The organism is Rathayibacter rubneri, assembly GCF_023743255.1.
GTDB classification, from domain to species: domain Bacteria; phylum Actinomycetota; class Actinomycetes; order Actinomycetales; family Microbacteriaceae; genus Rathayibacter; species Rathayibacter rubneri.
The window spans coordinates 113,961-126,240 of record NZ_JAMRYM010000001.1; the positions used below are offsets into that span (position 1 = coordinate 113,961).

Consider the following 12,280-nt stretch of genomic DNA (forward strand, 5'->3'; position numbering starts at 1 on the left):
CTTCAGCGGACAAGGGTCTCCTGGATGTCTCGGGCGCGGCGGTCGATCTCGGCGGCGATCCCCTCGGGACCGGCGCCGAGGACACTGCGCGACTCGCTCACGAGCGTCGTGGCCGCGAGGGCCCCGAACAGCCGGGGCGCATCCGCGAGGGACGCGCCCTGGTGACCGAAGCCCGGTGCCAGCACGGGGAGCCCGGGTGTGAGCACGTCGTCGGTCCGGATGCCGTAGTCGCCGAGCGCGACGGTGGCTCCGAGCACGACGCCGACCGAGCCGATCGGCGAGCGCGCGTGTCCCGCGTTCCAGGATGCCACGTCGGCGAGCACGGCGCCGGCCAGCGGCGACCCGGCGTGCTCGCCGTCCTGCACGAGGGCGCGCTGCACGGCGCCCGCCTCCGGATTGGAGGTGGCGGCGAGGACGAAGACGCCCTTCCCCGCCTCCTCCGCGAGCTCGAGCATGCCGTCGAGGGAGCCGAGCCCCTGATAGGCGGAGGCGGTCATCGCGTCGGCCTCCAGGGGCGAGCCCGGGCGCAGCCACGCCTCGGCGTAGGCGGTCACGCTCGTGCCGATGTCGCCGCGCTTGACGTCGGCGATCACGAGGAGCCCGGCCGCCCGCGCGTCGGCGAGCACGCGCTCGAGCGCGAGGTAGCCCGCCGAGCCGTGGCGCTCGAAGAACGCGACCTGCGGCTTGACCACGCCCACGCGGCCGGCCGCGGCCTCGACGACCCGGCGGCCGAACGACTCCAGGCCCGCCGCGTCGTCGTCGAGCCCCCACGCGTCCAGGAGGAACGCGTGGGGGTCGATGCCGACGCAGAGCTGTCCGTGCTCGTCGAAGGCGCGCTCGAGGCGCGCCCCGAAGGACTCGGTCACGCCAGGCGCTCCGCCCGACGCAGTGCGTAGTCCTGCAGGCTGGTGACCTCGAAGGGCTCGCCGGCCACGTCCAGCGAGGCGACGGCGGCCGCCAGCTGGGCGATGGTGGTGAACAGCGGCTTGTCGGCGGCGACCGCGGCCGCGCGGATCTCGTAGCCGTCGGCGCGGGACGCTCCTCCGCTGGGGGTGTTGATCACGACGTCGACCTCGTCGCGGCTGACGAGCTCGACGATCGACGGGGAGTCGTCGACGGACTCCTCGCTGTACTTGCGGACGACCCGCGTCCGGATGCCGTTGCGGTTGAGCACCTCCGCGGTCCCCTCGGTCGCGAGGATCTCGAAGCCGAGCTGGCGCAAGCGCAGCGCCGGCAGCACGATCGCGCGCTTGTCGCGGTCGGCGACCGAGATGAAGACGGTCCCGCTCGAGGGCATGCCGCCGTAGGCCGCGTCCTGGCTCTTCTTGAAGGCCCGGGGGAAGTCGCGGTCGATGCCCATGACCTCTCCGGTCGAGCGCATCTCGGGGCCGAGGAGCGAGTCGACGATCTGGCCCTCCTTGGTGCGGAAGCGCTTGAAGGGCAGCACCGCCTCCTTGACAGCGATCGGCGAGTCCATCGGCACGTCGGAGCCGTCGCGCTCGGGCAGCAGACCCTCGGCCTTGAGCTCGGCGATCGTCTCGCCGACCATCAGTCGCGACGCCGCCTTTGCGAGCGGGATGCCGAGCGCCTTCGAGACGAAGGGCACGGTCCGGGAGGCGCGCGGGTTGGCCTCGAGGACGTAGAGCACGCCCTGCCCGATCGCGAACTGCACGTTGAGCAGGCCGCGCACGCCGACGCCCTGCGCGATGGCGAGGGTCGCGTCGCGCACCTCGTCGATCTGCCGGCGTCCGAGGGTCACCGGCGGGAGCGTGCAGGCCGAGTCGCCGGAGTGGATGCCGGCCTCCTCGATGTGCTCCATGACTCCGCCGATGTAGAGCTGCTCGCCGTCGTACAGCGCGTCGACGTCGATCTCGATCGCGTCGTCGAGGAACCGGTCGACCAGCAGCGGGTGCGTCGCGTCGATGATGCCCTGGTCGGCCATCCGCTCGAAGTAGTCCTCGAGCTGCGCGGCGCCGTAGACGATCTCCATCCCGCGACCGCCGAGGACGAACGACGGACGGACGAGCACCGGGAAGCCGATCCCGGTCGCGACGCCGAGGGCGCCCTCGAGGTCGATCGCGGTGCCGTTGCGGGGCGCGAGCAGGCCCGCCTCGTTGAGGATGCGCGAGAACGCGCCGCGCTCCTCCGCCAGGTCGATCGCGGCGGGGGTCGTCCCGAGGATCGGGACGCCCGCCTCCTCCAGCCCCTTGGCGAGGCCCAGAGCGGTCTGCCCCCCGAGCTGGACGACGACGCCGACGAGCTCTCCCGACTGCGACTCCGCGTGGATGACCTCGAGGACGTCCTCGAGCGTCAGCGGCTCGAAGTAGAGCCGGTCCGACGTGTCGTAGTCGGTCGAGACCGTCTCGGGGTTGCAGTTGATCATGATCGTCTCGTAGCCGGCCGCCGAGAGGGCGAACGAGGCGTGCACGCAGGAGTAGTCGAACTCGACGCCCTGGCCGATGCGGTTCGGGCCGGAGCCGAGGATGACGACCTTGCGGCGGTCGGCGGCGACGACCTCGGTCTCCTCGTCGTACGAGGAGTAGTGGTAGGGCGTGAGCGCGGGGAACTCCCCCGCGCAGGTGTCGACCGTCTTGAAGACGGGTCGGACGGCCAGCTCGTAGCGCGTCGCGCGCACCTCGGCCTCCTCCAGGCCGCGGAGCTCCGCGATCTGGACGTCCGAGAATCCGTGGTCCTTCGCGAGGCGCAGCAGGCCCGCGTCGAGCGCCGGGTGCTCGCGCACGAGGTCGGCGATCTCGTTGATCAGCACGATCTGGTCGAGGAACCAGGGGTCGATCTTCGTCGCCTCGAACGCCTGCTCGACGCTCGCGCCGAGACGCAGCGCCTGCTGGACGGTGACGATGCGGCCGTCGGTCGGCGTCCTGGCGATCTCGAGCAGCTCGTCGACCGAGTGCTTCTGCTCGCCCCAGTGGAAGGAGGAGCCGCGCTTCTCGAGCGAGCGGAGCGCCTTCTGCAGGGCCTGGGCGTAGTTGCGGCCGATCGCCATCGCCTCGCCCACCGACTTCATGGTGGTGGTCAGCGTCTTGTCGGCGGCGGGGAACTTCTCGAAGGCGAAGCGCGGCACCTTGACCACGACGTAGTCGAGCGTCGGCTCGAAGCTCGCCGGGGTGACCTTCGTGATGTCGTTGGGGATCTCGTCGAGGCGGTAGCCGATGGCGAGCTTCGCCGCGATCTTGGCGATCGGGAACCCGGTCGCCTTCGAGGCGAGGGCCGACGAGCGCGAGACGCGAGGGTTCATCTCGATGACGATGATCCGGCCGTCGGCGGGGTCGACCGCGAACTGGATGTTGCAGCCGCCGGTGTCGACGCCGACGTCGCGGATGATCCGGATGCCGATGTCGCGCAGCTTCTGGTACTCGCGGTCGGTCAGGGTCAGCGCGGGAGCGACCGTGATGGAGTCGCCCGTGTGCACGCCCACCGGGTCGACGTTCTCGATCGAGCAGACGACGACCGTGTTGTCGGCCGTGTCGCGCATGAGCTCGAGCTCGTACTCCTTCCAGCCGAGGATCGACTCCTCGAGGAGCACCTCGGTGGTGGGGCTCTGGTGCAGTCCGTCGCCGACCATGCGCACGAGCTCCTCGCGGGTGTACGCGAAGCCGGAGCCGAGGCCGCCCATGGTGAAGGACGGGCGGATGACGAGCGGATAGCCGAGGTCCTCGGCGTACTCGATCGCCTCCTCGACGGTGTGCGCGATGTAGGACTTCGCCACGTCCGCGCCCGCGTCCAGCACGAGCTGCTTGAAGATCTGGCGGTCCTCGCCGCGGTTGATCGCCTCGAAGCTCGCGCCGATGAGCTCGACGTCGTACTTCTCGAGGATCCCGAGGTCGTGCAGCTGGATGGCCGCGTTCAGAGCGGTCTGGCCGCCCAGGGTCGGCAGGATCGCATCCGGCTTCTCCTTGGCGATGATCGCCTCGATCGCCTGCGGGGTGATCGGCTCGACGTAGGTGGCGTCGGCGAAGTCGGGGTCGGTCATGATCGTCGCCGGGTTGGAGTTGACGAGGATCACGCGCACCCCCTCGGCGCGCAGGACGCGGCAGGCCTGCGTGCCCGAGTAGTCGAACTCGACCGCCTGGCCGATGACGATCGGGCCGGAGCCGATGACGAGGACGCTGTTGATGTCTTCCCTGCGCGGCATTACTTCTGCTCTCCGGTGGTGCTGGTCGAAAGGATGTCGTTCGCGGGCTCGGCGCCGCCCTGCTCGGCCGTGCGCTGCACGACCATGGCGCGGAAGCGGTCGAACAGGTAGTTCGAGTCGTGCGGTCCGGCGGCCGCCTCGGGGTGGTACTGCACCGAGAACGCGGGGATGTCGAGGCAGCGCAGGCCCTCCACGACGGAGTCGTTGAGGCTGTAGTGGCTGACCTCGACGCGGCCGAAGCCCTCGGGCGAGTCGAGCTCGCCGTCGATGGGCGCGTCCACCGCGAAGCCGTGGTTCTGCGCGGTGATCTCGACGCGGCCGGTGAGCTTGTCGAGCACCGGCTGGTTGATGCCGCGGTGACCGAAGGGCAGCTTGTAGGTGCCGAAGCCGAGCGCGCGGCCCAGGAGCTGGTTGCCGAAGCAGATGCCGAAGAAGGGCAGGTCGGCGCGCAGCGTCGTGCGCAGCAGGTCGACGTGGCGGTCGGAGGCCTCCGGGTCGCCCGGTCCGTTCGAGAAGAACAGGGCGGACGGGTCCAGCGCCAGGACCTCGTCGGCCGTGACCGACTCGGGCAGCACGTGCACGTCGAAGCCGCGCTGGGACAGGTAGTGCACGGTCGAGGTCTTCACGCCGAGGTCGATGACGGCGACGGAGCCCACGCGCTCGCCCTGGGCGGGCACCGTGTACTGCTCGGTCGTCGAGACGGCGGAGGAGAGGTTCATCCCCTCCATCTGCGCGCCGCCGAGGACCAGCGCGAGCTGCTCCTCCTCGCCCAGGGCGAGGTCCTCGCCCGAGAAGACGCCGGCCCGCATCGAGCCCGCGGAGCGGATGTGGCGCGTGATCGCGCGGGTGTCGATCCCCGAGATGGCGACGATGCCGTCGGCCTCGAGGTCGTCGTCGAGCGAGCGCTGGGCGCGGAAGTTCGACACGACGCGGGAGGGGTCGCGGACGACGTAGCCGGCGACCCAGATGCGGCGCGACTCCTTGTCCTCGTCGTTCGTGCCGGTGTTGCCGATGTGCGGTGCGGTCTGCACCACGATCTGGCCGGCGTAGGACGGGTCCGTCAGCGTCTCCTGGTAGCCGGTCATGCCGGTCGCGAAGACGATCTCGCCGAGGGTGCGCCCGCGCGCGCCGTAGGCCTGACCCGAGAATCGTCGCCCGTCCTCGAGGACGAGGACGGCGGTGGGTTCGGTGCTGAGGCGTGACGTTGGCACGGACTAGGAGCCCTTCTGGTTCGGGGAGGAGTCGCCGTCGGCGACTCCCGGGATGGAGGGGGAGGAATCGGGGCCGGCGAGCCGGCGGAGCTCCGCGACGAGGTGCCGGCGCACAGCCGGCTCGGCGACGCGGAGGTAGGAGTCGACCGTCTCGGCGCCGCGCGGCGACCACGAGAGCACGAGCAGGCCGCCCTCCTCGACGGCGCGGTCGATGGCGTAGCTGCCCTCGCCCGCCCCGCGCAGCAGGGCCGCGGGGATGACGGTCTCGCGCTCGCCGACCGGCGCGAGGACGACGCCGCGCTCGTGCAGCCGCAGCGACGCCTTCCCGCGGAAGCCCAGGCCCGGCAGCACGACGCGCTCGAGCGGCTGCTCGAAGCGGGTGGTGGCGACGTAGGGCAGTTCGACCGACTCGAGCTCCGCACCGAGCGACTCGGCGGGGACGGCGTGGGGCACGAGGTCGGCGGAGCGGCGGCGGCGCGAGCGCCACGACAGGATCATCCCGGCGAAGACCAGGACGACGACCGCGGCGATCACGATCGTGATCGCGGTCCTATCCACGGGCGGACCTCGCGGCTCCTGCGACCACCGCGGCATCGACGAGCTCGCCGTCGAGGACCGTGGGGTAGCCGTCGTGGAGCGTCGCGACGACGCGACCGGGCAGCTCCCGACCGAGGTACGGGGAGTTGGTGCTGCGCCCGCGGAGGTCGGCCGTCGAGAAGCTGCGGCGCACCTCCGGGTCGTAGAGCGCGATGTTCGCCGGCGCGCCGACCGCGATGCCGCGGTCGTAGCCGTCGAGCCGCCCGATGCGGGCGGGCGCCTGCGACAGCACGCGAGCGACGTCCGCCCAGGTCATCCGACCGTCGTCGACGACGGCGGCGTGCACGACCGACAGGGCGCTCTCGAGGCCGACCATGCCGAACGCCGCGGCGTCCCACTCGCAGTCCTTCGCCTCGACCGGGTGCGGGGCGTGGTCGGTCGCGACGATGTCGATGGTGCCGTCGGCGAGGGCCTCGCGCAGGGCGAGCACGTCCTCGTCGCGGCGCAGCGGCGGGTTCACCTTGAACCGCGCGTCGTAGCCGCCGCCCTCGCCGTTCGCCGCGATCAGCTGCTCGGTGAGCAGCAGGTGGTGCGGGGTGACCTCGGCGGTGACGTCGATGCCGCGGGCCTTCGCCCAGCGGATCACGTCGACCGAGCCGGCGGTCGAGACGTGGCAGACGTGCAGCCGCGAGCCCACGTGCTCGGCGAGGAGGACGTCGCGCGCGATGATCGCCTCCTCGGCGACCGCGGGCCAGCCGGCGAGGCCGAGGGCGCTCGAGACGGCTCCCTCGTTCATCTGCGCGCCGACCGTGAGCCGCGGCTCCTGGGCGTGCTGCGCGACGACGCCGTCGAACGCCTTCACGTACTCGAGCGCGCGGCGCATCAGCAGCGCGTCCGAGACGCACTTCCCGTCGTCCGAGAAGACGCGGACCGCCGCGCGGCTGCGGGCCATCGCGCCGAGCTCGGCGAGGGACTCCCCCGCCAGGCCGACGGTCACGGCGCCGATCGGCCGCACGGTCGCGTAGCCTGCGTCGTCGCCCAGGCTCTGCACCTGCTCGACCACGCCCGCGGTGTCCTGCACCGGGGACGTGTTGGCCATCGCGAAGACGGCGGTGAAGCCTCCCGCGGCGGCCGCGCGCGACCCGGTGAGGACCGTCTCGCTCTGCTCGAAGCCCGGCTCGCGGAGGTGGGTGTGCAGATCGACCAGGCCGGGCAGTGCCAGCAGGCCGTCGGCGTCGATCACGCGGGCGCCGCGCGAGTCGAGGTCGGTGCCGATCTCGACGACGACTCCGCCGTCGACGAGGACGTCGGCGGTGCTGTCGTCGGCGAGCGTCGCTCCCGAGATCAGGATCCGCCGGGGGCTCTCGGTGCTCATCAGTGGACCTCCCGTTCGCCGGACAGCAGCAGGTAGAGCGCGGCCATCCGGACCGAGACCCCGTTGGTGACCTGTTCGAGCACCGTGGAGCGGCTCGAATCGGCGGCGGCCGAGGAGATCTCGACGCCCCTGTTCATGGGTCCGGGGTGCATGACGATGGTATCGGGGCCCAACCGGGCCAGGCGCTCGTCGTCGAGACCCCAGAGGCGCGCGTACTCGCGGCCGTTGGGGAAGAACCCGCTCGACATCCGCTCGAGCTGGATGCGCAGCAGCATCACGACGTCGGGGAGCCCGGAGTCGATCGCCTCGTCGAGGTCGAAGCGGATGCTCGCCGGCCAGTCGACCGTGTCGACCGGGACGAGCGTGGGCGGCGCGACCAGGGTGACCTCGGCGCCGAGCGCGGTGAGCAGCCACACGTTCGAGCGGGCGACCCGCGAGTGCAGGATGTCGCCGACGATCGTGACCGCCACCCCGTCGAGTCCCTTGCCCCGCGAGGCGGTCGGGCCGTGCAGTCGGCGGCGGATCGTGAAGGCGTCGAGCAGCGCCTGGGTCGGGTGCTCGTGCGTGCCGTCGCCGGCGTTCAGGATCGACGCGTCGATCCATCCGCTCGCCGCGAGCACGGCGGGGGCTCCGGAGGCGCTGTGCCGCACCACGACCCCGTCGGCCCCCATCGCGGCGAGGGTCTGCGCGGTGTCCTTCAGGCTCTCGCCCTTCGAGACGCTGGAGCCCTTGGCGCTGAAGTTGATCACGTCGGCCGAGAGCCGCTTGGCGGCCGCCTCGAACGAGATGCGGGTGCGGGTCGAGTCCTCGAAGAAGAGGTTCACGACCGTCTTCCCGCGCAGCGTGGGCAGCTTCTTCACCTCGCGGTTCTGCACGTCGGCCATGTCCTCGGCGATGTCGAGGAGGCCGATCGCGGAGGAGCGGTCGAGGTCGCGGGTCGAGAGCAGGTGCTTCATGCGGTGCCCCGTCCGCCGGTGGACTCGTCCACCGGGCGCGTCGACTCGATGGCGACGAGGTCCTCGCCGTCGACCTCGACGAGGCGGACGTTGATCCGCTCGCTGAGACTGCTCGGCAGGTTCTTGCCCACGAAGTCGGCCCGGATCGGGAGCTCGCGGTGACCCCGGTCGACCAGCGCGGCGAGCCGGACCGCCCGGGGGCGGCCGATGTCGCTCAGGGCGTCGAGCGCGGCGCGGATGGTGCGGCCCGAGAAGAGGACGTCGTCCACCAGCACCACGGTGCGTCCGTCGATGCTCGCCGGCACGGCGGTCCGCGCCGGGGTGCGCACGGGGTTCCGGGAGAGGTCGTCGCGGTACATCGTCACGTCGAGGGAGCCGGCGAAGACGGGAGCCGCCTCCGGCTCGATCCGCGCGATGGTCTCGGCGATGCGCCGGGCGAGGACGACGCCGCGGGTCGGGATCCCGAGGATCACCAGCGACTCCGCTCCCCGGTTGGACTCGAGGATCTCGTGGGCGATGCGCGTCAGAGCGCGCGAGATGTCAGCGCCGTTCAGCACGATTCGTGCCGTCACACCGACCTCCTTCCCCGTCTCTCCGGACGGCCTTAAAGGAAATGTCTCGATGAGTATAGGGGCGCGGCGCCCCGCGCTCGGGCGCGCGGCCCGCTCCCGTCTCGCAGGAGCATGCCCGGCCCGCCGCGCCGCCGGTCACTGCTCGGACGGACGCAGCGAGCCCGGCCGGACGCACGCGGGCCGGACCGGGCGGGCCGGAGCGGCCTGCGCTCGCCCGGACCGCGTCCGGGGAGTCAGACCGCCGTGCGCGACTCCGCGACGGAGGCGAGCAGCCCGTTGATGAAGCCCGCCGAGTCGTCCGTCGAGAGGACGGTGGCGGCCTCCACGGCCTCCGAGATCGCGACGCCGTCGGGGACCTGGTCGTTGTGCAGGATCTCCCACACCCCGATGCGGAGGATCGCGCGGTCGACGAGGGGCATCCGCGCGAGGGTCCAGCCCTTCGAGAGCCGCTCGATCAGCCCGTCGATCTCGGCGGAGTGGTCGATGACGCCGTCGACGATCTCACGGGCGTAGAGCCAGGAGGCCTCGCGAGCGGGCTCGTGGACCGCCCGCTCCGCTTCGGCCCGCAGCGACTCCGCGAACGGGATCTGCCGGACATCGGCGTTGTAGATGATGTCGAGGGCGCGCTTGCGCGCCTTCGTGCGTGCACTCACGGACGCCCCGGCTCAGCTGACGCGGCCGAGGTAGTCGCCCGTGCGGGTGTCGACCTTGACCTTCGTGCCCTGCTCGAGGAAGAGCGGGACCTGGATCTGGTAGCCGGTCTCGACGGTGGCCGGCTTGGTGCCGCCGGTCGAGCGGTCGCCCTGGAGGCCCGGCTCGGTGTAGGTGATCTCGAGCACCACGGACGCGGGGAGGTCGATGTAGAGCGGGTCGCCGTCGTGCAGCGCGAGAGTGACGTTCTGGTTCTCGAGCATGAAGTTGGCGGCGTCGCCGACGACGGCCTCGGGGACCGTGATCTGGTCGTAGTCGGACGTGTCCATGAACACGAAGTCCTGGCCGTCGCGGTAGAGGTACTGGAAGTCGCGGCGGTCGACGTTGGCGGTGTCGATCTTGGCCCCGGCGTTGAACGTCTTGTCGACGACCTTGCCGGTCAGGACGTTCTTCATCTTGGTGCGGACGAACGCGCCGCCCTTGCCCGGCTTGACGTGCTGGAAGTCGATGACGTTCCAGAGCTGACCGTCGATGTTGAGGACGGTGCCGTTCTTGATGTCGGTGGTAGAGGCCATGCGAAGGGGGATCCGTTTCGGTGGAAGTCTGCTGCCGGTGGGCCCGGCTCCGGGCGCGGCGATATCGGCCGGTACGGCTGACCCGTCGAGTGTAGTCGATCGCCCCGCCCGGGCCGAGGGAGTCCGGGCGAGCGGCCCCGATGCTCCCGGAGACAGGTCCGCGCGGGAGAGGATGGGAGGACGTCTCGAGAGGAGGCCTGCCGTGAACGACGTCCCGACCCCCATCGACACCGGCGCGCTGAACGCCGCGTTCGCCGTGGTCCCGATCGTGATCGCCGCCGTCGTGGTCCTGATCGCGGTCCTGATCGTCGTGAACCTCCGCCGCGCGAGGAAGCTCGGCGTGAATCCGCTCACCCTGGAGACGGACATCGCCGCGAAGCTCGCCACCGGCGGATTCGGCGCCGAGCGTCCCCTGGGCGAGCGCCTCGCCGAGCTCGACGGGCTGCTGGCTGCGGGCACGATCACCGAGCAGGAGCACGCCGCCGCGAGACGAGCGGCGCTCGAGGGCCGCGCCTGAGGCCGGCCGGCTCCTAGGAGCCGATCTCCTGGTACGCCGCGAACAGCAGCGAGGTCTCGGGTCCCTGGAGGATGCTGGGCCGCGCGATGTCGTCCAGCACCACGAACCGGAGGATCCCCGCGCGGGACTTCTTGTCGCGCTGCATCGCGGCGAGCAGCGTCTCCCACCGGCCGAGCGGGTAGCTCGTGGGCAGGGTCAGCGACTCGAGGACGCTGCGGTGGCGGTCGACCGCCGAGTCGCTGAGCGAGCCGGTGAGACGCGACAGCTCCGCGGCGAACACCATCCCGACCGAGACGGCGGCACCGTGACGCCATTGGTAGCGCTCGGCGTGCTCGATCGCGTGCCCGAGGGTGTGCCCGTAGTTCAGGATCTCGCGAAGCCCCTGCTCCGTGAAGTCCTCGCCGACGACCCGGGCCTTGATGCCGATCGAGAGCTCGACGAGTCGGCGGAACTCCTCCGAGCCGGGGTCGGTCGCCAGATCGACGTCCGACTCGATGATGTCCAGGATCTGCGGTTCGGCGATGAAGCCGTACTTCACGATCTCGCCGAAGCCGGCGAGGATCTCGTTGCGCGGCAGGCTCGAGAGCACGTCGAGGTCGGCCACGACCGCGCGCGGGGCGTGGAAGGCGCCGACGAGGTTCTTCCCCTCTGCCGTGTTGATGCCCGTCTTGCCGCCCACGGCGGCGTCGACCATCCCGAGGACGGTCGTGGGCACCTGCACGAGGCCGACGCCCCGGAGCCAGGTGGCGGCCACGAACCCGGCCAGATCGGTGATCGCTCCCCCGCCGAAGCCGACGACGACGTCGGTGCGGGTGAAGTCGGACTGGCCCATGACCTGCCAGCAGAACGCCGCGACCTCGACGCGCTTGGCCGCCTCGGCGTCCGGCACCTCTGCCAGCAGCACTTCGTAGCTCTCGAGCAGGCTCTCGCGGATCTCGGCGGCGAGGACCGCGAGCGTGGGCGGGTGCACGATGAGCACCTTCGCGGCGCGCGGGCCGATGGCGTCTGCGAGCCCGTCGAGCAGCCCGCGGCCGACGGTGATGTCGTAGCCGGTGGAGCCGGGCACGGTGATGGCGGTGGAGCCGTCGTTCATGGAAGTCTTCCGCTCGGGCGGCCGGAGTCGGCCGCCGGGTCTGCTGCGCTTCCGCCGGCGGCGGTCGCGTCGTGGGTTCGGGGGTCTCGGGCCGGTCGGGCGCGCACCCAGTCGGCGATCTCCGCGGCGATCGCGGTGATGGGCCGGCGGGAGGTGTCGAAGACGACGTCCGCGAGCGCCTCGTAGAGCGGGCGCCGCTGCTCGTGCAGACGGGTCCAGTCGGCGACGCCGCCGCGGACGAGGGGTCGGCTCCCCGAGCCCAGCCGATCCCGGACGGCCTCGGCCGTCGTCGTGAGCAGGACCACGGGGACCTCGGCCAGATCGGCCCGCGTCCGTGGATCGAGCACGGCTCCCCCGCCGAGGGCGAGCACGACGTCGCGGCGGACCGCGCTCTCGACCACGAGGCGCTCCTCTCGGCGGAAGGCGGCCTCGCCGTGCGCGTCGAAGTACGCCGCGATCGGGCCGTGGCCCGCGACGAACTCCGCATCGGAGTCGACGAACGCCGCCGCCAGGGACTTCGCGACCCGCTTCCCGATCGTCGTCTTGCCCGCCCCCATGGGGCCGATGAAGACGACGCGGGCGCGGGCCGCGCCGGTATCGTGCCCGGCCATCAGCGCTCTCGCCCGAGGGCGGATCCGCG

12 protein-coding genes are annotated in these 12,280 nt (G+C 71.7%); 1 reads left to right on the forward strand and 11 read right to left on the reverse strand.

Translation table 11 applies throughout. The features are described from left to right. Nucleotides 1–2 precede the first annotated feature (2 nt). The 9 genes from pyrF to efp form a co-directional block, all read right to left on the reverse strand. Nucleotides 3–866 carry an orotidine-5'-phosphate decarboxylase gene (pyrF, locus tag NB037_RS00500; RefSeq protein ID WP_251942610.1) on the reverse strand — a complete coding sequence of 288 codons (864 nt, stop codon included), beginning with the start codon at nt 864–866 and terminating at the stop codon, nt 3–5. Beyond that, complete coding sequence (carB, locus tag NB037_RS00505; protein ID WP_251942612.1) at nt 863–4,153, reverse strand: carbamoyl-phosphate synthase large subunit; 3,291 nt, start codon at nt 4,151–4,153, stop codon at nt 863–865. Before carB ends, pyrF begins: the two co-directional genes overlap by 4 nt. Further along, nucleotides 4,153–5,364 carry a glutamine-hydrolyzing carbamoyl-phosphate synthase small subunit gene (gene carA / locus NB037_RS00510; RefSeq protein ID WP_251942613.1) on the reverse strand — a complete coding sequence of 404 codons (1,212 nt, stop codon included), beginning with the start codon at nt 5,362–5,364 and terminating at the stop codon, nt 4,153–4,155. Before carA ends, carB begins: the two co-directional genes overlap by 1 nt. A gap of 3 nt (nt 5,365–5,367) precedes the next feature. Further along, entirely contained in the window at nt 5,368–5,922 is a 555-nt protein-coding gene (locus tag NB037_RS00515) for a PH-like domain-containing protein (RefSeq protein WP_251942616.1), read from the reverse strand. After that, nucleotides 5,915–7,276 carry a dihydroorotase gene (locus NB037_RS00520; RefSeq protein WP_251942618.1) on the reverse strand — a complete coding sequence of 454 codons (1,362 nt, stop codon included), beginning with the start codon at nt 7,274–7,276 and terminating at the stop codon, nt 5,915–5,917. Before NB037_RS00520 ends, NB037_RS00515 begins: the two co-directional genes overlap by 8 nt. Continuing rightward, nucleotides 7,276–8,232 (reverse strand): aspartate carbamoyltransferase catalytic subunit, encoded by a 957-nt coding sequence (locus NB037_RS00525; RefSeq protein ID WP_251942620.1) that lies wholly within the window; start codon nt 8,230–8,232, stop codon nt 7,276–7,278. Before NB037_RS00525 ends, NB037_RS00520 begins: the two co-directional genes overlap by 1 nt. After that, entirely contained in the window at nt 8,229–8,804 is a 576-nt protein-coding gene (pyrR, locus tag NB037_RS00530; protein WP_251942621.1) for a bifunctional pyr operon transcriptional regulator/uracil phosphoribosyltransferase PyrR, read from the reverse strand. Before pyrR ends, NB037_RS00525 begins: the two co-directional genes overlap by 4 nt. 233 nt (nt 8,805–9,037) lie before the next feature. Continuing rightward, a complete protein-coding gene (nusB, locus tag NB037_RS00535) occupies nt 9,038–9,457 on the reverse strand; it encodes a transcription antitermination factor NusB (protein WP_251942623.1) in 420 nt (139 codons plus the stop codon). Nucleotides 9,458–9,469: 12 nt separating this feature from the next. Continuing rightward, complete coding sequence (efp, locus tag NB037_RS00540) at nt 9,470–10,030, reverse strand: elongation factor P (RefSeq protein WP_055791792.1); 561 nt, start codon at nt 10,028–10,030, stop codon at nt 9,470–9,472. 202 nt (nt 10,031–10,232) lie between these two features. Here efp and NB037_RS00545 point away from each other — a divergent pair, with 202 nt between their 5' ends. Beyond that, on the forward strand, nt 10,233–10,547 hold the full coding sequence (locus NB037_RS00545) for a hypothetical protein (protein ID WP_251942625.1): 315 nt from the start codon (nt 10,233–10,235) through the stop codon (nt 10,545–10,547). Between the two features lie 13 nt (nt 10,548–10,560). Here the strand turns inward: NB037_RS00545 and aroB are convergent, their stop codons facing one another. Then, the gene (gene aroB, locus NB037_RS00550; protein WP_251942627.1) at nt 10,561–11,640 is read right to left on the reverse strand and encodes a 3-dehydroquinate synthase; all 1,080 of its coding nucleotides are present in this window, start codon (nt 11,638–11,640) and stop codon (nt 10,561–10,563) included. Further along, nucleotides 11,637–12,251, reverse strand: coding sequence for a shikimate kinase (locus NB037_RS00555; RefSeq protein WP_251942629.1), 615 nt, complete (start codon nt 12,249–12,251; stop codon nt 11,637–11,639). Before NB037_RS00555 ends, aroB begins: the two co-directional genes overlap by 4 nt. Between the last annotated feature and the right edge of the window lie 29 nt (nt 12,252–12,280).